The organism is Dolichospermum circinale AWQC131C, assembly GCF_000426905.1.
Lineage (GTDB): Bacteria > Cyanobacteriota > Cyanobacteriia > Cyanobacteriales > Nostocaceae > Dolichospermum > Dolichospermum circinale.
On record NZ_KE384620.1, the window covers coordinates 281 to 25,175 of the forward strand.

Here is a 24,895-nt window from a genome sequence, read left to right on the forward strand (position 1 = left end):
AGAACCTGACTGGGATACTTTTTGGAAGTTAGGCTCGCGCGTTGGTTGGAGACAAAATAATGAATGGCTCAGTTACGAGAGTTATACCTTTAGTACAAATGCACCTGTAGGACACCTGCCTTTTCTGCCTTGGGTGGGTCCGAGGGGAGTACCGTGGACTACTTTTCTCTTCTCTAGACTATAACCCATAAGCGTTATACAAGATTATAAGTATTTCTTATCAAAAAATAAACAACCGATTTATTAGGCTTTGGCGATTTCATTACCTGTCAGTTTGTAGTATACCTGTAGTAAATTTGTAGTTTGGGGTTGAGGTACAAAATCCAACATCAGCGTCGCCTCTTAAGCGGGCTTTTAGGTTGGGTTGAGGTACAAAACCCAACCTAAACGTCGGGTTGCGCTGTTGCTTAACCCGACCACAAAAAATAGATAAAGTATTACCTGATACAGAAATGATTGATTAAATAGGCATAAGACAACACCTAAAAAACCTAGTTTATAGGTTGTCAATAATAAGAATAATTTTGCAGAAACTCCCCAACATGATGAGGATTGTAGCAATTAGCAAAGATAAACTTTTCCGCAATCTTGACTATTTCAGGATTATTTTCTCGCCAAAGTTCATATAATCTTTTAGCATCTTCATCTGTTTGCTTCTGTTGACTTTTTTTCTGATTTTTATGACCATTCTTTTTTTTATTTGTTAATTTAGGTAATAATTTATCCCCCCAATAAAACTTCTTAGCTTTTTTCTCTTGGGATTTATATTGATGACAGAACTTTTTATATTTACGACTACATTCCTCTAAATCTTCTCCTAAAGCTAAAAAAGCAGGGTGCCAAGTGGTAATTCCATCATCACCTAACCTTTCATAAACTCCATAATTACTAAAATCATAGAAAAAACCATTTTGCATACCAGCAGCTTGGGGATTAGCATGAATATATCTGATAGTATTTAAGGCTCTGGTTATATCATTGTTAGAAAAACTTGTACTATGGTATCTTTTCTCCCAAAAATGTCCAGTTCTGTTTAACATTCGATTAAAACACATAGCAGAATACCAGTTAATATAGTGCATTATTTTGGGTATTTCTTCTGCCTTTTGTGGTTCAATTAAATAATGAATATGATTACTCATAATACAGAGGCTATAGAGTTTAAAACTATATTTCTCTATGGCTTTTTTGATGACATATAGAAATATTTGACGACATTCTAAACGGGTTAAGCGAAATTCTCTATTGTTACAGCGAACTGTAATATGATAGGAATAGTTACAATGAGTTTGAGTTTGTGATGACATGAAAAGTAATAAAATACAAGCAAGATGCTTGTGCTACTGTAACTTCAACAGGACTTACGCAAAATATCTCTCAAACCCTCTTTTCTTCGTTCTCTTCGTTCCTATGCCTTCGGTACGCTTCGCGAACGTGGTTCATTATTCCGTGACTTGTGCGTAAGTCCTACTAAAGTAGGACTAATGCTCATTAACGACGAATTTTTTTGGCTATACCAGGCCAATTTTGATCAGCTTTTTGAATATTTCCAGGAATGTCTTTTTCCCAGCGTTTTTGAGTGTCTAAATTAACATTTAAGTACAGCTTACCGTTGACAATTTTCCAGGCATTAGGGTCAATAGGTGCAGTATATCCTCTACTGACAGCCCAAGCACAAAATCCTCCATATTGAGGAGCGTATTTTTCAGGGTTTTTAATAAATAAGTCGCGGTTTTCGGCTGTGGAAAATCGCCAATTTACATCCTGCCATTTATAGGTGAAATTAGCATTACCTGGAATCGGTTTTCGTTGTTGAAAATAGGCTACAGCATCAAAACCTTTTAAAACAAAAGAGTCTTGGACATTGAACACTTTAGCAGCCAGCTTTAAAGGGGTATTCTGCCCTTGAATAGCATTTGGAGCAAAATTACCATTGGCAGCGGGTTGAAGGCTGGGAATGTGGGTTGTAGTGGTTGCTTGAGAACGACAACCTAAAGTTAATCCCACCATGAATATTGAGGATGTGATGAAAGCGAGAAAGTTCTGGTGATTCATAAAAATGTTTATTTGTTTTAGGACAATATCAGGTTCTTACCCCACCCTAACCCTCCCCTTATCAAGGGGAGGGGACTAGATTCCGGTTTCCTCCTTTATCAAGGGGAGGGGGGTAAATTCCAGTTTCCTCCGTTATCAACGGGAGGGGACTAGATTCCGGTTTCCTCCGTTATCAAGGGGAGGGGACTAAGGGGGGTAAATTCCGGTTTCCTCAAGAGGAAATTTTTTGAACAGATGTTAAATGGAATGATGGAAAAGTGGCAAGAATTGTCTTGTTAGAAATTGTCATTAAGAAATTCTCGGCCATTTACCAATCCATTCTCCACCGCGAAAACGCCACCGGGGAAATAATAACCGCATGACTACCCAAGCAGATAAATAAACTGCTAACCAAACTAACCCATAATGTTGAATAAATCTGGTTAAGTCAAATTCGGTTTTAGGAATATGAGGTAAACCGATATTGGCAATTATTAAAGCCAGAAATACCCCTTCTATAACTCCTGCATAAAGTTGAAATATTCCGGGCCAGTCATGGTCCCAGAGATATTTTTGCAGAAAATCATACAAGACATCCCAAGCAATGCCAAATAAACCTACATAAAAGACGACCCAAAAGTAAACTAAGTTGGAAGCAATGCCTAAATATCCCCAATAGAAAGGCAGAGAAACTAACATTCCCACTGTTGCTAACAAAAAAATTCGTGTTTGCCAACGTCCGAATAAAGTTGGAGTCATAATGATCTTATTATCCTATAGCGGTATGCACTTGAATGAGATACAGAATTTACCTAAAAAACTATACACCAAAGGACTTTCAACTCTGTTCCCTGTTCCCTGTTCCCTGCTATATAATATGTGTAAATTAAGGCTTTTGATTCAATGCCCATTTTAGCCATTGCCAAAGGGAATAAATTCCCTGAATATAGCGGACTCCTGGAGCTTTTACAGCCGCCAAAGCCTCGATAGAACGATGGGCAGCATATTGTAGTCCTAAAAATGTGTCTACGGGGGCGTAGGGACCGCCTAAGGTGATAATTCCTGCCCCATATATGCGAGAACGATTATTTCGCAGTTTTTTGATTTCAAAGTTGTTTTCTACATGAAAACGTCCTTCTGGGTTAAAATCTAGGTCGTAATGCAGTATTAGGTCTTTTAAAAATGGACTTTCTAAAGGATCGGAAATCAATCCTGTACAGTCAATCACAAAATCAGCAGTTAGGGTTTTTTGACCTTTGTTAGTGACTACATGAGTAACAACTTGACCTTGGGAATTACGTTCTAGTTTGGTGACTAAACCATAACGAATTTCATACCATTTGTCGGCTATTCCTTGACGAACAATGTCGCGCCATTTTTTGCGACTAGCTGTGGTTGTTCCCCCCCAACCCTGTAATAATTCCCGTCGTCTTAACGGGTCAGCGGCTTCTAGCATTGTTCGCATATCACCGCCCCAAGTTCCTTTTGGCCAGTTAAAAGGTTGAAATTCCCAGTCATTTTCTACGTAGCGTTTAGCTTGCTCAAATTGATTACCTTTGCGCGGTTCTCGGTTTAAATGAATTACCCGAATATCTTTCATTTTTCGGGCTTCATAGAGCCTTTCTAATATTTGTGAGGCTACAATTCCCGACCCCCGAAGGACAATAGTACCGCCTTTTTTTTCTAATTGTTGGTAAATATGATCATGGGGTTCATAACCTTGAACTACTGTTTTATAATTTCCTGTTTCTTCGGGATATTCTTGACGATATTTTTCCAGGTCTGGTAGTAGTTTGATTGCGGGATAACCTGTGCAGAGATGCACATATTTAGCTAATAAAAATTGGTGATTTCCGTCTTCTTTGTTGGAAGTGGAATAGGCAATACAATAACGCCCGTCTTCCGTTTGTCGTAGACTACGAATACTGCCATATTCTAACATTTTACCCCAACTAATGCGATCGCTCTCCCGGTCCATGGACTCAAATACATCTCGTCCACGGGGGGTGTAGGTATCTGCATAAACAGGTTCAGCAAAAACTTGCCACAAAAATCCTAAAGCTGCACCAACTTGTCCAGAAAAGAAGGATCTCCAAGCATCTCTTAAGGCATATCCTGGCCAGCCCCAAATATTATCAGGACAGGAATCTGAACCGGAACGAATTCGTTTATGTCGGGGAATTTGACAATTTTTCAGTAGGCTTTCATAGCGTTTATAAGGTTTGTCTTGAACACTCAAAACTTTAATATTTTCCGGTTTAACTCCCGCAATTCTCAACATATCCACCCAAACAAAACTGCCCATTCCTCCCCCGCAGGCCACATATTCTGTTTCTCTGACTAAAATACCACTGCGACGAATAGCTTCTAGGGAAACCTTTTCTGCATTCCAAAAGTTGAAATTATACGGAAAACCGGTTGTTTGAATGGGTACAGCGTTAGGATTTTGCTGTTCTAAAGCATCCGTATAAGGGTTAAAAATGATGGAAGATTGAGAGTCTGATAATTTCCGCACCCTAGATACAGGAATAATCTCAGATTGGGGGTTAAAAATTGTGGACTTACTCTCAAATACAATGGTAGCATTCTCATCCTCAGATGGAATGAGGATAACGGTAATGGTGTAGTTACCTATTCCCAGTCTCTCCCCACTGTTTAAAGTCCGACGTTGATTAAGTAGCTTTTGACCGTTAACAAGAGTGCCATTGGCGCTCTTGTCTTCTACATAAAGCTGATTGTTTTCTAAGGTAATTTGAGCATGAAAGCGAGAAATTTGCTTATGAGAGTCTAATAAAATTACAGGAGACACCGTTTCACCATTGATAACCGCAGGAAGTTGAGTTATGTCTCGTCCGATAGCTACTGGCAGGTTAAAAACCTGTTCTTCCGGCTCCTGTGTCAGTTTATTTTCGGAAATTAGCTTGATTTGCATGGTTTTGATGCCCCCATTTACATCTTGATATCTTATTGATAATATTAATACATCAATATTCTGCTCCATTTCCATAGGGTTACTGAAAAACTTTAAAATAATTTTATTTTTGATAATTTTTTTTGATAATTTTATTTTTTATTTGCTATTTCAGAGGTTAATCGCTACATATCCGGCTATCAAGGTGCGGTAAACTAACAAAAGCAGTTTTTCACCTCAGAACAATGACAGCAAATAGTCCCACGATTTTGGCTTTAGACTTTGATGGAGTGGTTTGCGATGGACTAATTGAATATTTTGAGGTAGCATGGCTTACCTACTGTCAAATTTGGTCGCCGGTTGACGATACACTACCAGATGATTTAGCTTTGAGATTCTATCGCTTACGTCCTGTAATTGAAACGGGTTGGGAAATGCCTATTTTAATTAAAGCTTTAATTGCAGGTTTTTCTGATGCTCAAATCCTGCAATCATGGACAACTATTACCGCCGAAATTTTAGTAGCAAATAACTTAGAAGCAAAAGCAGTTTCTACACAATTAGATAATTTGCGAGATGAATGGATTGAGAAAGATTTAGATGGTTGGTTAAGTCTACATAGATTTTATCCTGGTGTCATTGAAAGACTGAAAATAACTCTTGAGACTCAAGTTCAGTTATATATTGTCACTACTAAAGAAGGGCGATTTGTCAAGCAATTGTTACAACAAGAAGGAGTTAATTTACCATCAGAAAATATTTTTGGTAAAGAAGTAAAACGCCCAAAATATGCAACTTTGCGGGAATTAATCAAGAAAGCAAATACCCAAACTGTTAATTTATGGTTTGTTGAAGATAGACTAAAAACTTTACAATTAGTCCAACAACAATCAGACTTAAATCATGTAAAACTTTTTCTCGCAGATTGGGGTTATAATACTTCATTAGAACGGGAAGCAGGAAAAAATGATTCCCGCATTCAACTAATCTCACTTTCTCATTTTACTTACGATTTTGCAACCTGGTTATAATTTAACCAATATCTAGCTCCCCGACTTCTTAGACAAATCTGGGAGCTTATTAATAAGATCAATTACCTCTTGATAATTACTGATCCTTTTTTGTTTTTGAAATAAGTTAGCTGCTACTTTTAAATCGCTAATTGCTCCCTGTTTATCACCTAAAGCATTGCGAGTAATACCGCGATTTTGGTAAGCTTCAGGAAAGTTAGGATTTAGCTTTAACGCTTGGTTAAAATCTCTAATAGCCCCTGGGAAATCTCCCAAATCATGACGAGTAAATCCCCGATGATTATAAACACCTGCATAATTAGGATTGAGCCTAATTGCTTGATTATAATCTAAAATCGCTCCTTTTAAATCTCCCAATTTATAGCGAGATATTCCTCGTTTATAGTAAACTTCAGCAAAATCAGGACGTAACTTTAAAGCTTGATTATATTCTGCAATTGCTCCTTTGATATCTCCTGATGTATGGCGGTTAATTCCTCTATGAAAATAGATGATAGCCTCTTTTTTATCAACTTGTGCTAACAGTGATGATTTGATTCTAAAATCGGAAATATTTGCCAAATTCTTACCACTCACTTTTGGAGTATATAATATAATTCCGAATAGAAGGATTGTCATTGTTAATTTCCATTTTTTCATGACACCATTTTTCCAATTATTAGCATATAGTTGTTAATTATATAGTATTTACATCTCTTCGCACCACTACCAACACTATGCTTGATTTAACAAAAATATCAAGACAAATGCAAGGTTTCAGTCAACATTTGACTTCGGAAGTGGCCGCGAGTCATCAGCGGTTACAATTAGCACAGCAATTTTTTAAACAGGCTGTAGAGTGTCAACAGGAGTTAGTTGAACGTCAGCAAAAATGGCACAATCGGATTCTCTTTGCTAATGCTACACCAATTGAACCTTTAGAAACCTGTATTACTATTCCTGTTCCCCCGAAAATTCATACTGTCATTTCTACTGATGGTTCGCAAATTGCTCCTAATCATCACGAAATTGCGTATTGTTACTTACTCAACATCGGCAGGGTAGTTTTACACTATGGTCAAAATCTTCACCCCCTTCTCGATAGTTTACCGGAGGTATTTTATCGCCCTGAAGATTTATATATCTCCCGTCAATGGGGAATTAGAACCGAAGAATGGATGGGTTATCGGCGTACTGCTTCCGAGGCTACGGTATTAGCTGAACTGGCCTGTAGTGTGAAAACAGCAGCGCCAACTTTAGCTCTGGTTGATGGTTCTTTAATATACTGGTTTTTAGATCAGTTACCGATGGATGCCCGCGATCGCATTTTACCACCTATTTTAGAAGCTTGGCAAAAACTCCAACAAGCTCAAATACCCCTCATGGGTTATCTTAGTGCCTCTCGCAGCACGGAATCTACTAACTTTTTACGGTTTTTGGCTTGTCCCTATCCCGTCCCCGATTGTATCACTCATTGCCCTAACCAACTAGAATACGTACCTTGCAAAAAATTTGATACTTTGCGCGATACAACCATCATGACTAGTCAACTCCAACCTGGACAAAGAGGACCGTTATGGCGGAGTAATGCACGAATTTTAGAATTGTATGACGAGCAAATTATTTATTTTTGTTACGTCCATGTCGGTACAGAAATCGCCCGGATTGAGGTCCCTGCTTGGGTTGTCGCCAATCAAACTATGTTTGATCAAGCACTAGGGTTAATGTTGGCACAGGTAAATAAAGGATACGGTTATCCTGTGGCTATTGCGGAAGCTCACAATCAGGCTGTAATCAAAGGTGGTGATAGGACCCGTTTTTTTGCCCTGTTAGAAAGACAAATGATCAAGGCCGGAATCAAAAATGTCAGTATTTCCTCTAAAGAAGCCAGAAAACGCGGTAGCATTGCTTAAAATTATTTTAACATTGTTTTAATTGGGTTAATAAAACCACAATTTCATCTATTGCTGTTCTCACAATTTTACTCGGTTGTTCAGATTGATTCACCATAATACTAAAAACTAAAGGTTCATAATTAGCTGAATTTACATATCCAGAAAGAGTAGAAACTCCTGTCATTGAACCGGTTTTTCCTTGGACAATTCCCGCAGCAGCAGTATTAATCAAGCGATTTTTTAAGCTACCTGTCATACCTGCAATGGGTAAGGAAGCCCGAAAAATTTCTCTTTCAGGTAATTTATCAATTGCTTCTAAAAGTTGTACTAAAGCTGCGGGAGTGGTTAAGTTCTTGCGCGATAAACCAGAACCATCTACAATTACATAACTTTCTGATTCAACTCCTAATTGAGTTAGAGTCTCTTTCATGACTTGTAATCCAATATCAGCCGTATTTTGATTTATTTCTCTTGGTTTTTTGATAGCTAAACTTCTGAGTAAAGCCTCAGCATACAAATTATTGCTGTTTACATTTGTCTCTATTAATAATTCAGACAAAGGTGGAGATTCTACTGCGGCTATTTCTTTGCCATTTTTATTCAAATTACTAATTACAGTTTCTTTAACAGTAATTCCTACTGTAATTAAATTATGACGAAATTGTTTTAAAAAATTGCTAATTGGATCAAATACAGCTATAGCAGTAATTTTTGGTTGAGAATTAACCGCTAATTGTCCCTTTATCCTTAAAATTTGTCCTTTTAAATCACGGTTAATTTCTACAAAACCGGGTTTATCTGCTTGAGTAGTAATGGTATTATTCTCAATTTTCCACTGATATGCTTCTGTAGGTTCAGTCCATTTTAGTTGTAATGGTTGTCCGATATTTTGGGGTAAAAAAATTAATTCAGAAGCGTTCTCATTTAATATTAAACTATTCACAGGAGCGCCATAATCAGCCTGTATATCCTCCCATTCCCAACTGGAATGAACTACTTCACCTTGAAAATAACTATCATCAACAATTAACTGATTAATTTCTCTAATTCCCTGTTGATAGAGTTGTTTTGTTAATAATCTTAATTGAGGGTTTTTAAAACTCGGATCTCCCCTACCCACGACACGCAAAATACCATTACCATCATCATAAATAGAGGTACGAATCCGAAAATCTGAACCTAATTTCTGTAATGCTACAGCAGTGGTAAATAGCTTAATATTAGAAGCAGGAATAAAATATTTCTCAGCATCTTGACTATAAAGAATCTTGTTTGATGATAATGTTTTAATTAAAATTCCCCAACGTCCTCGACTAAATTGAGGCTGGTTAATAATAGTATTAATTGTTGATGATAATTGAGCAGGACAAAGGGCTTTACTACTAGTAACTTTTGGAACTACTGTTTGTGCTTCAGCTAGTTTTTGAATACTGCTGATTTGGATACTGATGAATAGAAATATTAGGCTAATAAAGTATTTTTTATACATATTACCAACTGTTTTGTTTCGCTAGATTTTTAAATTTTGTAAATTGAGGATCAAATAACAATTTGATTGTTCCTGTCGGTCCATTCCGATGTTTAGCTATGATTACTTCTGCAATTCCTCTATCTGGAGTATCTGGTGAATAATATTCATCACGGTATAACATCATTACTATATCCGCATCTTGTTCGATTGATCCCGATTCTCTTAAATCAGATAACATTGGCCGTTTATTAGTTCTTGCTTCCACCCCCCGACTTAACTGTGATAAAGCAATAACTGGTACAGACAATTCCCTCGCTAAACCTTTTAAAGAACGGGTAATTCTTGATAATTCTTGCACACGATTATCACCTGCTCCTTCCATTAATTGCAAGTAATCAATGACTATTAATCCTAAATTTCCATTTTGTTCTGCTTGCAGTCTTCGGGCTTGACTTCGTATTTGTGTAACTGTAATATTTGCCGTATCATCAATAAACATTGGTGTTTCTGAAAGCTTATCAATAGCACGGCTTAACGGTTCCCATTGCGTTTGACTAATGCGACCACTTCTTAAATAACTGCTTTCAATTCCCGCTTCACTAGCTAATAGTCTTTGTACTAGTTGTTCCTTGGACATTTCTAAACTAAAAACAGCCACCGGTAGTTTATAACCAGCAGCAATATTATGAGCAAGGTTAAGACAAAAGGCGGTATTGTGAACACAAATATCATTAGCGACAAAATTATGTGTTTCGGGAATTGTTAAATCATAAACTTGTTTGTTACCAACTGATTCAATGGAAACGATTTCATCCCAATATACATCACTATTTGCTAATTGTTCCCAAATTTCTACAGGTATTAAGTCACGATTGGTTTGATATCTTTTTTGAGATATTGCTGCTGTAACTTTTGCTAATGCTGCTTCTTTGCCAAAAATGCCAATTTCTGCAATGAAGTTTTTGATAGATATGGCATCAGTAATATCTAATTGCCATGCTGGTCTACGGGTATTATTATATTTCACAGACCGCTTTTTCAAAGCAGCAATAATACCAAATCTTAACAACAGATGTTGAATTTGTCTTCCTAGTCTTTCGCTGACTGTACAATAACCTAATTGTGATTGACCACTATTAAGCACAGTAGCCCAACCATCAGTGGCAAAAAGACGATTTAGAAACAATGATAATTGTGATTTTTCTAATTTAAAGAAAATGTTTGGGATAGTTTTATTATGAGCATCTTTATCCGATAAACCTAATTTTTCTAATCCAACACATAATGAAGGTGTCTGTTGTCCTGGGTAATCTTCCCTTGTTATTGACAAACCACCAAATTCAGTTACTGCTTCAGAAAAATCTGTTTGCAATAATGGGTTGCTGTTTGTAAATCTAGGAGTGCTATTAGTTAAACCACCATCACCAATTAAATAACCTAATAATTTGACTTCACACTCGCGGATAGTTTCTGTTCCAAACACATCTATTTTGCGAGGGATGGCAATCTTATTTCCTACTTGTAAGTTTTCTAATCTTTGCCAACCTTTAATAGTTAAAAATGGGTGAGTAATTGTGGTTTCAATTGCCCGTCCTAAGCGAGTTGTGATGCGAAAAACTGGTTTAATTCCATCATCTACAAATGCAGATGGTTGGGTAAAGGTAAATTTCCAATCATCATTTAATGTTAATAATGAACATTGCCGTTGCTGATATAATTCTTCAATTGTGGCAATTTGTCCATCTGCTAAGACGATTTCTGAATCATAACTGAGACATTTTCCCATTGACGGCCTCCCAGCTACGATAATTAAATCGGAACGCTGAAAACCGCTAGTCATAGCATCTAAATCATAAAAACCACAGGGTATTCCTGGTAAAGCAATACCTTGATGACGAGTTTCAATATCTTGGAAAGTATTAATTAATGTATCACCAATATGAACTAATCCTGATTGGGGTTTTTCTTGGGTGACATTAAAAACTTTTTGTTCGGCTTGATCTAGAACAATTGGTAATTCTGTTTCTGTTTCATAACCCAAATGTACAATTTCATTACCTGCTTTAATTAATTGTCGTCGCAGGTATTTTTCCATGACTAACCCTGCTAAAGCATCAATATTCACCGCTGAAACTGTGCGGTCTACTAATGTGGCTAATTTATTTCTGCCACCAATTCTTGTTAGTTGATCATTGTCTGTTAACCAACTGGTGATAGAAAGCAAATCTGTGGGTTTTTGTTGCGTATGAAGACGCAAAGCGGCCTGATAGATTATTGTATGGGCGCTAATATAAAAGGCTTCGGGGACTAAGCGATCGCTCACTCGACCAATTGCTTCGGGATCTAGTAAAATACCCCCTAGAATCGCCTCCTCTGCTTCGATATTTTGCGGTGGTAAACGATTACTACTATCACCAAAACTCAGTTCCTCGGCCATTAGGTTTATTGCTTTTTTTATAGTTTGTATTTAGGGTTTGCTGATAGCCTGTGAGGCCTAGCCATAATCAGATTAGGGAATAGGGAACTCTTAACTGTTTTAGCTATCTGGATCTCCTCAATTTTGGATTTTGGATTTTGGATTTTGGATTTTGGATTTTGGATTTTAAATTTTGGATTAAAGATTGAAAATTCATGTATGGTCTGAATCTAAAATCCAAACCTGACTAAGAAATTTTAGATTTTAGATTTTAGATTTTAGATTGGGAATTTTCGGTACAAGTAAGGGTCAACGGCCGTTGCCCCCTACAATTTCAGGGCAGAACTAATCCAAAATTGCTAATCTAAAATCCCCAAGCTCCACACTTGAGGGTGGAGTCAATCCAAAATCCAAAATCGTAAATCCAAAATCCACTGACAAGCCCCCAAATTACTGGAGTCTATCTAAAATCTAAAATCTAAAATCTAAAATCTAAAATTGAAATCCGTTAGTTAGAGACGACTTCAATGTTAATTTCTGCTGTCACTTCAGAATAGAGTTTAATTTCCGCTTTATAAGTACCCAATTGGCTAATATCAGGAATGGTAATACCACGACGATCTATTTCTAGATTAGCCGCTTTTAAAATAGCATCTGCTACATCTTGGGTAGTAACAGTACCGAAAATAGCTTCGTTTTCCCCAACTTGCTTGGCAATTTTTAAGCTACCAACTTTTTCTAAAGTTGCTTTTTGTTCCGTTGCTTGTTGTTTGAGTTCTAATTGTCTTTGGCGTTCTTTTTCCCGTTTGCGTTCTACTTGTTTGAGAATACCCGGTGTCGCCCGATCTGCTAAACTCTGAGGAATCAGATAGTTACGAGCATAACCGGGAGCTACTTCTACTAAGTCGCCGATTTTTCCCAGTTTACTGACATCTTTTGTTAAAACCAATTGCACACGTTTCGCCATTGTTTTTCGCTTTTCTTTGTAATATCTTAGTTATTTGGATGTCATCAGTGTGGCTGACAAGATTGTAGCTTGACCACGAAGGATTTTTGACATACCCACAGTCTATAGATTTTAGCGAAATTTGGGGAGCGATCGCAATACTAAATCCCATAAATATTAAAAATATTTTCAAAATATTTGAATTTGAAAATTAAAATTGCGGTCTATAGTGTTTCCTAAGCCTAGCTCCCTCTTCCATTGCTGGGGTTCTTGTACTGCACTCAACCAAAAACCGCTATACATGGGAAATTGTCAGTATATGGCTAAATCCTGTGGTGCGGGTATCCTGCCCGCTATCATTATACAAATTAAATGCAGTACAGACTAAAAATTATCCTTCATGCCTCGAATCCGGGCAAAGGTTTGAACTCCTTCGTTACTTTTCGCTGTTGCTTGTAGAGATGGTTTATCCCAACGCAAAAAAGGATTTGTGAGTTTTTCGATTCCCAAAAGTGATGGTACGGTGGCTTCATTAGTCTCCCGTAGAATTTTAACATCTTGGTAGCGTTTTTGCAAGTCCCCATTTTCTGGCTCTACAGTCACAGCAAACCGCAAATTATTTAAAGTGTATTCATGGGCGCACCAAAGGCGAGTATCATCAGGTAAAGCCCTCAGTTTACTTAAAGAATCTACCATTTGCCCCGGTGTACCTTCAAATAAACGACCACAACCACCAGCAAACAATGTATCACCACAAAACAATTCTCCTGGCTCTCTTGGGCTTTCTGGGGGAAAATAGTAAGCAATATGAGCGCGGGTATGGCCAGGAACAAACAACACATTAGCAGTACGGTTGCCCAATTGAACGTGATCCCCTTCTTGTAAAAATACCTGCTGTCCGGGAATCCGTCCTCTATCTTCGGCACCTCCATAAACTGTCACTTGGGGAAATTTTTTCATCAATTGTGTATTTCCACCCACATGATCACCATGATGGTGAGTATTAAAAATTGCCACTAAATTAGCTGTTAACTTTGTTAATTCGTCTAATACGGGTTGCGCTTCGGCCGGATCAACAACAGCCGCGATATTCTGTTGTGGATCATGCAGTAAAAATATATAATTGTCTGAAAGTACCGGTAGACGGATGATTTGCATCAGCTTTTCTTCCTGGGTTGGTGAATTTATTTATAAAATGTCCTGTATTATTTTAACCCAACCTATTCGATAAATTTGTATAACTCCTTATTTTACCCCAAAGCAAAAGTTATTCCAATCCTTGACAAAAAATAAAAAATCTGTTAAAAATGGTGATTTGTGGAAACTTTACCCTTTAATATAATCTCTTGGCTAACGTCATTGTCATAGGTGCCCAGTGGGGCGATGAAGGAAAAGGTAAAATAACTGACTTACTCAGCCGCTCCGCAGATGTGGTGGTACGTTACCAAGGAGGAGTTAACGCTGGGCATACAATCGTAGTCCAAGGTCAGACCTTTAAGCTGCACTTAATTCCCTCTGGTATTTTATATCCAAAAACTGAATGTATTATTGGCTGTGGAACAGTCATAGATCCACAGGTTTTAATCAAAGAACTGGATCAACTAGAACAATTAAATATTTCCACAGCTAACTTGTTGATTTCACAAACGGCTCATGTCACCATGCCTTATCATCGGATGATTGATAAGGCTGCGGAGGAAGTACGGGGAAATCATAAAATCGGGACAACTGGTAGAGGTATTGGACCGACCTACGCTGATAAATCCGAACGGACAGGCATCAGGATGTTAGACTTGATGGATACCGATGGACTGCGTGAGCAATTAAAGTGGACGATCAACTATAAAAATACCATTTTAGAAAAGCTGTATAATCTGCCACCCCTTGATCCCCAAGTGGTAATTGAGGAGTATTTAGGTTATGCTGAACGTTTGCGTCCTTTTGTCGTTGATACTTCGTTACAAATCTATGACGCGATTTTAAGACGACGAAATATCTTGTTTGAGGGCGCACAGGGGACTTTACTTGACTTGGATCACGGGACTTATCCCTATGTTACATCCTCTAATCCAGTGGCGGGCGGGGCTTGCGTTGGTAGTGGGTTAGGTCCGACAATGATAGATCGGGTGATTGGTGTATCCAAAGCCTACACTACAAGGGTCGGGGAAGGTCCATTCCCTACGGAACTACATGGCGAAATTGGCGACTTATTAGGCGATCGCGGTGCGGAATTTGGCACAACTACGGGGCGCAAACGTCGTTGTGGTTGGTTTGATGCTGTCATTGGACGCTATGCAGTTCGCATTAACGGCATGGATTGTATTGCTATTACTAAACTTGATGTTCTCGATGAATTAGAGGAAATTAATGTTTGTGTAGCTTATGAAATTGATGGTGAACGTTGCGAACACTTCCCCACTAGCGCCCGGATGTTCGCCCGTTGTCGTCCTATTTATAAAACCTTGCCAGGATGGCAAATGTCAACAAGTCACTGTCGTACCCTCGAAGAGTTACCACCGCAAGCACTAGACTATCTAAGATTCTTAGCAGAATTGATGGATGTCCCCATTGCGATCGTTTCTTTGGGAGCAAGTCGTGATCAGACTATCATTGTAGAAGACCCTATTCACGGTCCAAAACGCGCTCTGTTACATCCAAATGGTACTCCGGTTTAGTTAGTGGTCAGTGGTCAGTGGTCAGTGGTCAGTAGTGATATAAATGAGAATTGACTGCTAACAACTAACAACTAGCAACTAACATCTAACATCTAACATCTAGCAACTAACAACTAAAAATAGTATGGCTATCACACTCGAATCTAAAACCCGTCCAGAAGGTAGCAAACCCAGAGCTTTGCGCCGTTCTGGTTTAATTCCCGCTAATTTGTACGGTCACAAGGGAACTGAATCAATTTCTTTAGTTCTTGATGCTAAAGTTGTAGAACGTTTACTCAAGCAAGCTGCTCCTAATCAAACAGAAGTGGAATTAAGCATTCCTGAATTAGAATGGACTGGTACAACTGTAATTCGTGAAGTTCAGATTCACCCAGCTAAAGGTACACCTTACCATTTAAGTTTTTTCGCCGGCACTAAAGGCTAGAATTTAGATAATAATAACTAAGAAGACCAGGGTTAAACCTGGTTTTTTTGTGGAAAAGAGGCAAGAGTAAAGAGGTTTTCAGCGATTTTACATTTCTTTACACAGTTTGGTTTTATTGTGTTAACCTACTTACCTATTACCTATTACCTATTACCAATAAAAATGACAGAAACAAATCTTCCCGCTTTAATTGAACAAATGTTACAACCTGGATTTTATCCTCATGGTGTAACCGAACCAATTCAACTAATTCAAACCCATATTTCTTATGTCCTCTTAACTGGAGATTATGCTTATAAGCTGAAAAAACCAGCTAATTTCGGTTTTTTAGACTTTTCCACCTTAGAAAAAAGAAAACATTTTTGTGAGGAGGAGTTGCGCTTAAATCAACGCGGTGCTGGTGAATTATATTTAGAAGTGATCCCTTTAACTTGCGCGGGTGAAAAATACCATCTCGGAGGAACGGGAGAAGCTGTAGAATATACGATCAAGATGCGTCAATTTCCCCAAGAATCCCTATTTAGTGAACTTTTCGCTGCTGGGAACTTACAGGAAAGCAACTTAGAAGAATTAGGACGGGTTGTGGCTCAATACCATGCTGAAGCACACACTAATGACTACATTCGCAGTTTTGGGGAAGTCTCACAAGTGCGTTTGGCTATTGATGAAAATTACCAGCAAGCTGAAAAATATATTGGTGGACCCCAGACACAAGCGCAGTTTGAGGAAACAAAACAATATACGGATAATTTCTTTGTCCAAAATCCAGAATTATTTAAAAGCCGAATTGACAATCATTATATTTGCGAAGGTCATGGGGATTTACACCTCAGAAATATTGCTCTCTGGCATGATAAAATCATGTTGTTTGACTGTATAGAATTTAACGAGCCTTTTCGCTTCGTTGATGTGATGTATGATGTAGCTTTTACTGTCATGGATATTGAAGCCAGAGGACGTAAGGATTTAGGAAATGCTTTTTTAAATGCTTATGTGGAGCAAACTGGAGACTGGGAAGGTTTACAGGTATTACCTTTATATTTAAGCCGTCAGGCTTATGTGCGGGCTAAGGTAAATTCATTTTTGTTAGATGATCCTAGTGTACCCGATGTTGTGAAGGAAGAAGCAGCAAAAACCGCATCTGCATATTATCATCAAGCTTGGGAATATACTAAACCCCAACAGGGAAAACTGATTTTGATGTCCGGGTTATCTGGTGCTGGAAAAAGTACCACAGCTAAGTATTTAGCCCGGAAACTCAATGCGGTTCATCTCCGTTCTGATGCTGTGCGTAAGCATTTGGCGGGAATTTCTTTGTTAGCAAGAGGTGGGGATGAAATTTATACACCAGAAATGACACAAAAAACTTATGGCCGATTGTTAGCACTGGGAATTATACTAGCTAATCAAGGCTGGACTGTAATTTTAGATGCTAAATATGATCGTCAGGATTTGCGAGCAGCAGCCATTTCTCAAGCTACAGAGCATCAATTACCTTTATATATCATCAATTGTACCGCACCAGTAGAAGTTTTAACACAAAGGCTGCTGCATCGCACTGGTGATATTGCTGATGCTACTGCTGATTTATTAACATCCCAAATTAACCAATCTCAACCATTTACAAATCAAGAACAACCTTATATAACGGTTGTAGATACAACTCTACCATTAGACACACAATTATCAGGATTGATTTAATTTTTCTCTAGATTAAAAGGGCGGTTTTTAACCGCGTCTACACAAGCAAAACCGACTTATCCCATTCTTTGTACCCATACTCCCTATGGGTATGAGATTCTTCTTTCCTATACTCTGTATGGGAATGAATTATCAATGAATTATAAAGGCTCTGCTTTTTCATAATACAATCATAGAGGCAGAGCCTCCGTGATAGCATTCCCAGTCAGAGACTGGGAACGAGATAAACGAGATAACGAGATATAATTATTCTTTCTCCTGACTCCTAAATCTTAATTTTATGGCACCAAAAAATAATTTTCTCGGCGATATTTTCTCATCTTCACCTAACTTCCTGTCTCAATTACTATTCGGGTTGTTTTTATTCATTGTCTCCAGAATGGCTGGTGCTTCAGTACCTCTGTGTCTATTTATAGGTATCCTGGGTGGTGTCACCTTGGGGTGGATTACTTTTGCAAATGAGAATAACCCCCAGGCTACTACTGTAGCCTCTAATGATGGTATTGATGCTGGTTTGAAATATTGGTTAGTTTTTATGCTGGGTTGTCTTTTCTTAGGTTATTCAGCACCCATGAGTATTTTGTTCGGCGGTATTGCTGGTGTTGGTGGTGGCTGGATAATTGCTTGGTGGCGCAGTCAGGAAGCTTTACAAACTCAGTTACCAGAAGATGTCTTACAAGAAGATACCGAACAGTCTAGTGATAGGGGTGCGAAAAGACGCATAAGAAAACCTACTCGGCGTTTCCGTCGTGCTTCTACAACTTTCAATTTTCGATTTTGGGAAAAGTAATGAGTGGTGACTATATCTTACACCAGTCCCAATCACCGGCTCTGAATGAGTTCAGAGTCTCATAGCAAAGGTCGTTTAAAGACGACTGGAAAAATAAAGCCGATATAAATTACAAAGACATTGTACTTCATTTCCTTTAAATTCAATTAAACCTAAACTGCGTAATTTAAAGGCTTGTTTAGAATCTATTGGAATAGGAATATTACTGTTAATTACTTGTTGCATTGCTCTTTTTAAGAGGACATCTTTTTCTAATTCTAAAAGATAGGATTTTAAAAAACCGCTGTATGGACTTTGATTAGTGGGAGCTATTTTGAGAAATTGGGATAAAGTTAAATTATCTTGGGTAATTTTTTCCAGGGCGGTTGTTAATAAATAAGGGTGGCCATTAATCATTGATTTTAATTCGTTGATTTCTGTCTCTGACCAATTTAAACCATATCGTTGGACTAATTCTTTTATTTGTGTGTTGTTAAATTCTCCTATTTCAACGGATAAACCAACATTAAAAGGAGATTGATTAACATTTACAGAAACATAAACATCTTGAGAATGGGCAATTACTAAACGTAGTTTTTGCCAAATTTCTTCTGTTTTGGCGTTTTCGTGCCAAGCTCTTAATAAAGCAGAAAATTGTTGCGTAATTTCAGGATAAGGGAAAATTTCATCAATATTATCTAATCCTAATACTAAAGGACTATCAATAACTTGCAACAGATTTTTTTTTAAGTAATTAGTGCAGTTTATTTGACTACTTAAACGTTTATGCCAATATTGGTCTATTTGTTCTTCGAGTCCTAATTCTAAACTAAGAGTTGTACAAAAACTCCGTAAAAAAGTATCGAGGTCAGTTAATATTTCTGGACTCCATAAATTAATAGAAACGGTGCGATATTCTTTTTCTTTAGCATGAGTAAAAATGCGACTAATTAACTGTGTTTTACCCATTTTATGGGGAGATTTAATGCGAATTAATGCTCCTGGTTGCTGGATATTTTGATAACATTTATTTTCAATTTCTGGACGTTGGATATAAAGATAAGACGAAGTATTTGCTGGTTTTTCAGAAATAGTTAATAACTGTTCTTTAATAAACCGACTCACACCTTTATAAACTAAATTATCTGGTGATTTTGGCTTGGTAATAGAAATATGATCATCATCTGTTGCGGTAGGTTGAACATCTTTAATACCTGGGTTAGCACTATCTGGATCTACAACTAAAATTCCTAAAATTGCTTTAGTTTCAAAATAAACTTTTGTGGTAATTGCCATTAAATCAACATTTTGCCGATACCATTCATTGAGTTGACGCAATTGGGGAAGATGGGATTGTAATTCATCAACACTAATAGTATTGCGCGTAAAAATCCCAATGTTTTTTACGAAATTAGCTAAATGAGAACCTGTGTGAGGAGTGGATAAAAATACAATACCTTTAGTTTGTTTAATAACTGCTGTTTTGTTAAAAGTTTGAGCATTTCGCAGCATTTCTTTGACTAATAAACCACCCATACTATGAGTGATAAATATAATTGGATATTTGCCAATATCATTAACTGCCAAATATTCTAATAAATTACTAGCACGATCAAAAAGTGGCATTGTTGCACCTTTCCATTCAAAGGGTGCAGCATTATAACCAAAAGACCAAATCCCTAAATCTGGTCTTTCTTGTGCCAGCCATGTTAACCAAAAGTTATCATCATTTGCTAATTCTTGAGGGTGCCAGGTTGACCTTGCGTGGCCACCTAAACCGTGAACAAAAATTATATCACCACAGCGTTTAGGATTTTCACATCCTGAGATTTTGATTAAACCTGTGATTTCTGTGGGTTTGGGTTGTGGGGTTTTACCTAAAAATTTACCAAGAAAGTTGAAAACCATATTAGAGGGAAAATTAGTTTATCAGTCATAAATTATATCTTACTTTTGGTATACAAAAAACAAAACCCAACATTGTATTTACCATCATTACTAAGGTAGATTCAAATAGTTGATAGGCAAATTTTACCTAGTAAAAGGTACGCCTAAATCTTTACAAATCTTTTTCGCTAGAATATCATCAATTTCTTGATGTCGAGGAATAGCTGACCTCCTATTTTTTTCAGGATTCCACCACCAAGAGTGTCGAGAACCCTCACGTATAAACTCACACCCATGCTCTTGTAAATGGCGTAATAAATCACCACGTTTCATATTGTGATAGCTTCCTCAACATAATCATTACCCGCAGCTTCTAGTGCATCTTGACGGTTAAATTCTAATGCTTCTAAAAGTGTAATTCGTAAACTTTCTAATAATTCTTCTCTTGTTGCTTCTTGACAATTTATACCAGGAATTTCTTCAATCCAACCTAACCACCAATCACCAGAATATTTAATTACTGCTGTGTACATATTTTCTCGTCCATCAACTTAACAATAGTGTTCCACTAATTTAGTATTACATATTATTTATCTGCGATTGCGAAAATTAAGGGGTATATTTCTGACATTCTACTGCTATAGGTTTTATAGTATAGTATGGAGATAATCAGGTTATTATTGCCTTATGAACCAACCCATTACTACAATCAATACACGACTTCTTGACTCTCTCACTCAAATTATCCTTTCACTTTCTCAAGAAGAATACCAAATCTTAGTTGAAAAAATTCAACAATCTCGACTAACTGAACACCAGAAAACACAAAATATTGAATCCTTAAAACAGGATATAGCCGCAGGTATTCAACAACTTCAAAATGGTGAATACACAGAATACGATGAAAATAACTTATCTACTCTCATAAATTCAATTAAAGCACGAGGTCGGGAACGTCTACAAGGAGAAATATCTGAATGAATCGCTTTCGGATTTCAAAACTAGCAGAGAAAGATTTAGAAGATATTTGGATTTATCTCGCTCAACTTTCAGATCAGTAGGTTGGGTTGAACGCAGTGAAACCCAACAAAATCAATGATTTTCGCTAATGTGAAATAACTTGGATAAGTTTCCGGTAGACTACTTAACCAAAACTTCTTTAAATTGACCATTTTCAATCTTATACATACAATATGAACTATTAATATTAGATTGATACAAATAGCCATTTTCCTTTGACCAATTTAATCCATAGCCAGAGGTTTTTTCAACAGGGAGTGTCAGAGTTTTCAAATTCTTGAGAATTTCTGATCTTGTCGGTTCATTCGATGATTTATTAATAGCTCCAATGAATGCTTGGGTTGCATCATATCCAGTCATGGTACGCCAATAAATATTTTTTTGTTGCCATCTTTTTATTGCACCTTTCATATATAAAGATGTTTTGTTTACACAAGGTGTGGACAAACTTGCACCCTCAACAGCATCACCTCCTATATCTAAAGTTAGCTGTTCAAAAACAGACATAGGGAATATTATGTTCAGGTTTTCTATGTTCAGTTTTTTTGTTTTTTCCTGACTCGCTCTTGCAAAAGCTCTTAATCCTGAAATTGTTTTTACACCAGATATTAAAAAAACTGTTTTTATTTGGTTTGAGATGATATTATTAATTTCTGCATCAATATCTGTTGGACTTGTTTGTTCCCGATCAAAAACAGAAGTATTATTAATATCAACTTTTCCTCCTAAATCATCAAAAGCTTTTATAAAATCTTCTTGCAAACTTTGACCATAAACACTTTTCTGATCGTAAAAAATTGCTATACTATCTGAATGTAAAGTATTTTTGATATACTTTGCATAAAGTTTGGCTGCTTCTGTTGTAGTTTGAATAACTCGAAAAAATACATCGTCTTTCAATTTGTGGCTAGAACTTGAAGGAGATACTATTGCTAATCCTTTTCGTCTGTAAATGGGTATTGCTACCTCACTACTCTCACTTGCATGATGTCCAATAATTCCTAAAATATCTGACTCACTAACTAACTTTTCTGCTAATTTTTTTGATATTTGTGGTTCATTACCATCATTTGCAATAACTATCTCTAGCAATCTGCCATTTTTTCCTCCACTTTTATTAAATTCATCTTGAGCATCAGCTACACCTCTAAAAATTTCTTCGGCCGTAAATTTGTAAAAATCAATTCCAGCTACAACTGCCAGTTTTAAAGCTTTTCCTTTCCCTGCTTGACTTGCTAACCTGGCTTTAGTATTATTCAAATATATTTGGGGAATTGGGTCATTAGGATTAGCCTCTTTAGCTAAATAAAAAAATTTCTCTGCATTTTGATAATCTCCTTTTTTAAAATATTCGCTTCCCTTATCCAGATGAAAATTTATATCATCAATAAATATTTTAGATTGTTCACCACTAGTTTTAATATTTCTAACACATTTATCACTCCCTTCTATTCTTTCTCCAATAGAACAAAAAGCATATTTATACTGATACCAACTAAATGCACCTATAAGTCCAACTATCACCCCTGTGGCAACACTTGTGAAAACCACAAATATATTCTTAATATTTCTTTTATATTCTAATTTTTGAGAATCATCTAAATACTGTTTATCTAAAGAGCTTAATCTTTTATCTTTTGCCCAAACTGTAGCTTCTTTTAATACCTTACCTTTTAACAGGTGCTTATGCGAATAATCTGATTTTACCCAATCATTGAAAGACTCAGAATACGGACGTAAATCAGCTAATTGATTATCAATCCATTGTTGATTAAAAACTTCTCGATAAATAGGATTATAAATCTGTAAGTGATTATTTCTTTTCACCACCAAACCCGACAGTTGTAACTTTCTTTCCTCTAAAGTATTTTGAATAACTAACTGTCCTTGTTGATAAATTCTTTGATAAATATCTAATAATTCACCTGCTATTTGTTCATCACTTAAAATCCGCTGTTTAATAGTGCCAAAATGGTGATGATTATCCTGCGTTTGTTTAATAATCTTAGTTCTAATTATATTTTCTAACCATTCTGCTTTATTTTCCGATAATTGAGGAGAATTTAAAACTAAATCGCAAATTTCCTGAGTTAAAAAAGGTTGTCCACCAGTCCAGTTTAAAATTAATTCTAATAACTCTTCAGGTTGATTTGTCTTAACACTTAATCCCTGTAATAAGGGTTGAGATTCTTTAAAAGTAAATCCTGTTAATTCAATACCTTTACCAATATTAAAAGGAGTCCGTTTTTTATCTTGAATTAATTCTGATGGTGTAGCAACTCCCAATAATACAAAGGTAATGCGGTTATATTCAGGATTATCAACTCTGAGGTTAAAAAAGGCACGAATTAAGGCAAAGAAATCATCAACGTGAAAATTCAAACTGAGGATACTATCAATTTCATCAATAAAAATTACTATTTGTGTAGGAACTAATTTTAAAACTCGATCAATAAATTTACCAAAAACCTGCATGTTAGAAAGTCGTTTATTTTCTTCCCACAAAGCATCTAAATCAAATTTATTCTCTAATTTTAAACTTTCAGAAATATAATTAATAATGCCATTATACCATTGTTCAGAATTTAGCCCTGATGTGCCAATGGTAGTTAAATCAATAGCCACACAAGCAATTTCTTCAAGTTGTAATCTTTGCATGGTGCGAACTCGCAAACTTGATTTTCCCATTTGTCGAGAGTTCAATACAAAACAAAATTCTCCGGCTTTGACAGCTTGATATAAATCCTTATCTGCTTTGCGTGTAACATAGGTGGGTGCATTGGGAGGAAGACTACCACCAAATTGATATTGATATTTTTGCCCTGTCATGGTTTGATCCTATCTGGATAACAAATATAATACTAAATCCTCAAGCAGTATACTATTAGTGTCACTAAGTTGACGCTAGGATGAAACAAAGAAAATAAATATGTTTTTATATCTGTCTAAATTATTACCACTATTTTTTTACCCTTTGGGATTGGCTAGTGTGAGTTTAATCATAGCTTTGGTGACTTTGCGGAAACGTCCCCGCATTGCGACTATAGCCATTTCTCTATCTTTAGCTATCTTACTGCTTTGTGGTAATGCTTGGGTGGCAAAGTACATGATACGCAGTCTAGAATGGCAAAATATCCCTTCTTCTCAAGTTCCCCAGGCTGAAGCTATAGTGGTCTTGGGTGGAGGAACTAAATCAGCAAGTTGGCCGCGTCCAATGGTAGATTTAAGTGAAGCTGGCGATCGCATTATTTATGCTGCTCAACTCTATTTTCAGAAAAAAGCCCCTATAATTATCCTCAGCGCGGGTCGTATTAACTGGCGTGGTAGTGGTTCTCCAGAATCAGCAGATATGGCAACTATTCTTACATCTATTGGTGTCCCCTCTGCGGTAATTATCCAAGAGCCAGATTCTCTGAATACATATCAGAATGCGGTTAATGTCCGTAAAATATTGGCAGAACGTCAAATTAAGAAAGTATTATTAATAACTTCTGCAATGCACACTCCACGGGCTTTGAAAATTTTTCAGCGTCAAGGTATTGATGTCATTCCCACACCCACGGACTTTATTGTCAGTCAAGATGATTTACAAGAACTTACTAGCACACCCAAATCTGCTATTCTCAAATTACTACCCGATACTGACAATTTGCATCAATTTACAGTTGCTTTAAAAGAGTATCTGGGTATTTTTATTTATTGGCTACGCGGCTGGATTTAACAATCACCTATCCCC

Annotated in this window: 22 protein-coding genes; 9 read left to right on the plus strand and 13 right to left on the minus strand. The window is 36.8% G+C overall.

Going from position 1 to position 24,895, the window contains the following annotated elements:
• The coding region (locus tag ACIR131C_RS25125; RefSeq protein ID WP_196811765.1) for a GUN4 domain-containing protein at positions 1–184 on the plus strand (184 nt) is incomplete at its 5' end.
• Positions 185–506: 322 nt separating this feature from the next.
• On the opposite strand, the gene ACIR131C_RS0113675 is transcribed toward ACIR131C_RS25125, so the two are convergent.
• The 4 genes from ACIR131C_RS0113675 to ACIR131C_RS0113690 all read right to left on the minus strand — a co-directional run bounded on the left by ACIR131C_RS0113675 (position 507) and on the right by ACIR131C_RS0113690 (position 4,966).
• On the minus strand, positions 507–1,307 hold the full coding sequence (locus tag ACIR131C_RS0113675) for a transposase (RefSeq protein WP_028090657.1): 801 nt from the start codon (positions 1,305–1,307) through the stop codon (positions 507–509).
• Positions 1,308–1,491: 184 nt separating this feature from the next.
• Entirely contained in the window at positions 1,492–2,055 is a 564-nt protein-coding gene (locus ACIR131C_RS0113680) for a YHS domain-containing (seleno)protein (protein ID WP_028083765.1), read from the minus strand.
• Positions 2,056–2,343: 288 nt separating this feature from the next.
• On the minus strand, positions 2,344–2,793 hold the full coding sequence (locus ACIR131C_RS0113685; RefSeq protein WP_028090658.1) for a hypothetical protein: 450 nt from the start codon (positions 2,791–2,793) through the stop codon (positions 2,344–2,346).
• Between the two features lie 127 nt (positions 2,794–2,920).
• Positions 2,921–4,966 carry an FHA domain-containing protein gene (locus ACIR131C_RS0113690; RefSeq protein WP_028090659.1) on the minus strand — a complete coding sequence of 682 codons (2,046 nt, stop codon included), beginning with the start codon at positions 4,964–4,966 and terminating at the stop codon, positions 2,921–2,923.
• 224 nt (positions 4,967–5,190) lie between these two features.
• Between ACIR131C_RS0113690 and ACIR131C_RS0113695 the strand changes: the two genes are divergently transcribed.
• Positions 5,191–5,976 (plus strand): HAD family hydrolase, encoded by a 786-nt coding sequence (locus tag ACIR131C_RS0113695; protein WP_028090660.1) that lies wholly within the window; start codon positions 5,191–5,193, stop codon positions 5,974–5,976.
• Between the two features lie 12 nt (positions 5,977–5,988).
• Here the strand turns inward: ACIR131C_RS0113695 and ACIR131C_RS0113700 are convergent, their stop codons facing one another.
• Positions 5,989–6,594 carry a tetratricopeptide repeat protein gene (locus ACIR131C_RS0113700; RefSeq protein WP_231395463.1) on the minus strand — a complete coding sequence of 202 codons (606 nt, stop codon included), beginning with the start codon at positions 6,592–6,594 and terminating at the stop codon, positions 5,989–5,991.
• A 98-nt stretch (positions 6,595–6,692) separates the two neighbouring features.
• On the opposite strand from ACIR131C_RS0113700, the gene ACIR131C_RS0113705 reads away from it, so the two are divergent.
• Positions 6,693–7,868 carry a DNA double-strand break repair nuclease NurA gene (locus ACIR131C_RS0113705; RefSeq protein WP_028090662.1) on the plus strand — a complete coding sequence of 392 codons (1,176 nt, stop codon included), beginning with the start codon at positions 6,693–6,695 and terminating at the stop codon, positions 7,866–7,868.
• A 7-nt stretch (positions 7,869–7,875) separates the two neighbouring features.
• Here ACIR131C_RS0113705 and dacB read toward each other — a convergent pair whose 3' ends face one another.
• The 4 genes from dacB to gloB form a co-directional block, all read right to left on the minus strand.
• Positions 7,876–9,339 carry a D-alanyl-D-alanine carboxypeptidase/D-alanyl-D-alanine endopeptidase gene (gene dacB / locus ACIR131C_RS0113710; protein WP_028090663.1) on the minus strand — a complete coding sequence of 488 codons (1,464 nt, stop codon included), beginning with the start codon at positions 9,337–9,339 and terminating at the stop codon, positions 7,876–7,878.
• A gap of 1 nt (position 9,340) precedes the next feature.
• A complete protein-coding gene (gene dnaB / locus ACIR131C_RS0113715; RefSeq protein ID WP_028090664.1) occupies positions 9,341–11,758 on the minus strand; it encodes a replicative DNA helicase in 2,418 nt (805 codons plus the stop codon).
• 487 nt (positions 11,759–12,245) lie between these two features.
• Positions 12,246–12,704, minus strand: a complete 459-nt coding sequence (rplI, locus tag ACIR131C_RS0113720) for a 50S ribosomal protein L9 (RefSeq protein ID WP_028090665.1) — start codon at positions 12,702–12,704, stop codon at positions 12,246–12,248.
• A gap of 363 nt (positions 12,705–13,067) precedes the next feature.
• A complete protein-coding gene (gloB, locus tag ACIR131C_RS0113730; protein WP_028090666.1) occupies positions 13,068–13,841 on the minus strand; it encodes a hydroxyacylglutathione hydrolase in 774 nt (257 codons plus the stop codon).
• A gap of 188 nt (positions 13,842–14,029) precedes the next feature.
• Between gloB and ACIR131C_RS0113735 the strand changes: the two genes are divergently transcribed.
• The 4 genes from ACIR131C_RS0113735 to ACIR131C_RS0113750 all read left to right on the plus strand — a co-directional run bounded on the left by ACIR131C_RS0113735 (position 14,030) and on the right by ACIR131C_RS0113750 (position 18,273).
• The gene (locus tag ACIR131C_RS0113735; protein WP_028090667.1) at positions 14,030–15,358 is read left to right on the plus strand and encodes an adenylosuccinate synthase; all 1,329 of its coding nucleotides are present in this window, start codon (positions 14,030–14,032) and stop codon (positions 15,356–15,358) included.
• Between the two features lie 124 nt (positions 15,359–15,482).
• Positions 15,483–15,782, plus strand: a complete 300-nt coding sequence (rplY, locus tag ACIR131C_RS0113740) for a 50S ribosomal protein L25 (protein ID WP_028090668.1) — start codon at positions 15,483–15,485, stop codon at positions 15,780–15,782.
• A gap of 162 nt (positions 15,783–15,944) precedes the next feature.
• Positions 15,945–17,483, plus strand: coding sequence for a bifunctional aminoglycoside phosphotransferase/ATP-binding protein (locus ACIR131C_RS0113745; RefSeq protein WP_028090669.1), 1,539 nt, complete (start codon positions 15,945–15,947; stop codon positions 17,481–17,483).
• A 280-nt stretch (positions 17,484–17,763) separates the two neighbouring features.
• Positions 17,764–18,273, plus strand: a complete 510-nt coding sequence (locus ACIR131C_RS0113750) for a hypothetical protein (protein WP_028090670.1) — start codon at positions 17,764–17,766, stop codon at positions 18,271–18,273.
• Positions 18,274–18,348: 75 nt separating this feature from the next.
• Here the strand turns inward: ACIR131C_RS0113750 and ACIR131C_RS0113755 are convergent, their stop codons facing one another.
• The 3 genes from ACIR131C_RS0113755 to ACIR131C_RS0113765 all read right to left on the minus strand — a co-directional run bounded on the left by ACIR131C_RS0113755 (position 18,349) and on the right by ACIR131C_RS0113765 (position 20,672).
• Positions 18,349–20,160 carry an AAA-like domain-containing protein gene (locus tag ACIR131C_RS0113755; protein ID WP_028090671.1) on the minus strand — a complete coding sequence of 604 codons (1,812 nt, stop codon included), beginning with the start codon at positions 20,158–20,160 and terminating at the stop codon, positions 18,349–18,351.
• Between the two features lie 123 nt (positions 20,161–20,283).
• A complete protein-coding gene (locus ACIR131C_RS0113760; RefSeq protein WP_028090672.1) occupies positions 20,284–20,472 on the minus strand; it encodes a type II toxin-antitoxin system HicA family toxin in 189 nt (62 codons plus the stop codon).
• Positions 20,469–20,672: a type II toxin-antitoxin system HicB family antitoxin gene (locus tag ACIR131C_RS0113765; protein ID WP_028090673.1), complete on the minus strand. Its 204-nt coding sequence runs from the start codon at positions 20,670–20,672 to the stop codon at positions 20,469–20,471. The genes ACIR131C_RS0113760 and ACIR131C_RS0113765 overlap by 4 nt, the downstream gene beginning before the upstream one ends.
• 154 nt (positions 20,673–20,826) lie before the next feature.
• On the opposite strand from ACIR131C_RS0113765, the gene ACIR131C_RS0113770 reads away from it, so the two are divergent.
• Positions 20,827–21,120: a hypothetical protein gene (locus ACIR131C_RS0113770; protein WP_028090674.1), complete on the plus strand. Its 294-nt coding sequence runs from the start codon at positions 20,827–20,829 to the stop codon at positions 21,118–21,120.
• A gap of 159 nt (positions 21,121–21,279) precedes the next feature.
• Here ACIR131C_RS0113770 and ACIR131C_RS23940 read toward each other — a convergent pair whose 3' ends face one another.
• Positions 21,280–23,988, minus strand: coding sequence for an AAA-like domain-containing protein (locus tag ACIR131C_RS23940; RefSeq protein WP_051347562.1), 2,709 nt, complete (start codon positions 23,986–23,988; stop codon positions 21,280–21,282).
• Positions 23,989–24,088: 100 nt separating this feature from the next.
• Between ACIR131C_RS23940 and ACIR131C_RS0113785 the strand changes: the two genes are divergently transcribed.
• Positions 24,089–24,880: a YdcF family protein gene (locus ACIR131C_RS0113785; RefSeq protein WP_028090675.1), complete on the plus strand. Its 792-nt coding sequence runs from the start codon at positions 24,089–24,091 to the stop codon at positions 24,878–24,880.
• Positions 24,881–24,895: the final 15 nt, after the last annotated feature.

Bases quoted from the DNA above. Each gene is read 5' to 3' on its own strand.
- ACIR131C_RS0113770 (WP_028090674.1), top strand. From the start codon at position 20,827: ATGAACCAACCCATTACTACAATCAATACACGACTTCTTGACTCTCTC.
- ACIR131C_RS0113695 (WP_028090660.1), top strand. From the start codon at position 5,191: ATGACAGCAAATAGTCCCACGATTTTGGCTTTAGACTTTGATGGAGTG.
- dnaB (WP_028090664.1), bottom strand. From the start codon at position 11,758: ATGGCCGAGGAACTGAGTTTTGGTGATAGTAGTAATCGTTTACCACCG.
- ACIR131C_RS0113700 (WP_231395463.1), bottom strand. From the start codon at position 6,594: ATGACAATCCTTCTATTCGGAATTATATTATATACTCCAAAAGTGAGT.
- gloB (WP_028090666.1), bottom strand. From the start codon at position 13,841: ATGCAAATCATCCGTCTACCGGTACTTTCAGACAATTATATATTTTTA.
- ACIR131C_RS0113680 (WP_028083765.1), bottom strand. From the start codon at position 2,055: ATGAATCACCAGAACTTTCTCGCTTTCATCACATCCTCAATATTCATG.
- ACIR131C_RS0113690 (WP_028090659.1), bottom strand. From the start codon at position 4,966: ATGCAAATCAAGCTAATTTCCGAAAATAAACTGACACAGGAGCCGGAA.
- ACIR131C_RS0113755 (WP_028090671.1), bottom strand. From the start codon at position 20,160: ATGGTTTTCAACTTTCTTGGTAAATTTTTAGGTAAAACCCCACAACCC.
- dacB (WP_028090663.1), bottom strand. From the start codon at position 9,339: ATGTATAAAAAATACTTTATTAGCCTAATATTTCTATTCATCAGTATC.
- ACIR131C_RS0113760 (WP_028090672.1), bottom strand. From the start codon at position 20,472: ATGAAACGTGGTGATTTATTACGCCATTTACAAGAGCATGGGTGTGAG.
- rplY (WP_028090668.1), top strand. From the start codon at position 15,483: ATGGCTATCACACTCGAATCTAAAACCCGTCCAGAAGGTAGCAAACCC.
- rplI (WP_028090665.1), bottom strand. From the start codon at position 12,704: ATGGCGAAACGTGTGCAATTGGTTTTAACAAAAGATGTCAGTAAACTG.
- ACIR131C_RS0113685 (WP_028090658.1), bottom strand. From the start codon at position 2,793: ATGACTCCAACTTTATTCGGACGTTGGCAAACACGAATTTTTTTGTTA.
- ACIR131C_RS23940 (WP_051347562.1), bottom strand. From the start codon at position 23,988: ATGACAGGGCAAAAATATCAATATCAATTTGGTGGTAGTCTTCCTCCC.
- ACIR131C_RS0113705 (WP_028090662.1), top strand. From the start codon at position 6,693: ATGCTTGATTTAACAAAAATATCAAGACAAATGCAAGGTTTCAGTCAA.
- ACIR131C_RS0113745 (WP_028090669.1), top strand. From the start codon at position 15,945: ATGACAGAAACAAATCTTCCCGCTTTAATTGAACAAATGTTACAACCT.
- ACIR131C_RS0113785 (WP_028090675.1), top strand. From the start codon at position 24,089: ATGTTTTTATATCTGTCTAAATTATTACCACTATTTTTTTACCCTTTG.
- ACIR131C_RS0113750 (WP_028090670.1), top strand. From the start codon at position 17,764: ATGGCACCAAAAAATAATTTTCTCGGCGATATTTTCTCATCTTCACCT.
- ACIR131C_RS0113675 (WP_028090657.1), bottom strand. From the start codon at position 1,307: ATGTCATCACAAACTCAAACTCATTGTAACTATTCCTATCATATTACA.
- ACIR131C_RS0113765 (WP_028090673.1), bottom strand. From the start codon at position 20,672: ATGTACACAGCAGTAATTAAATATTCTGGTGATTGGTGGTTAGGTTGG.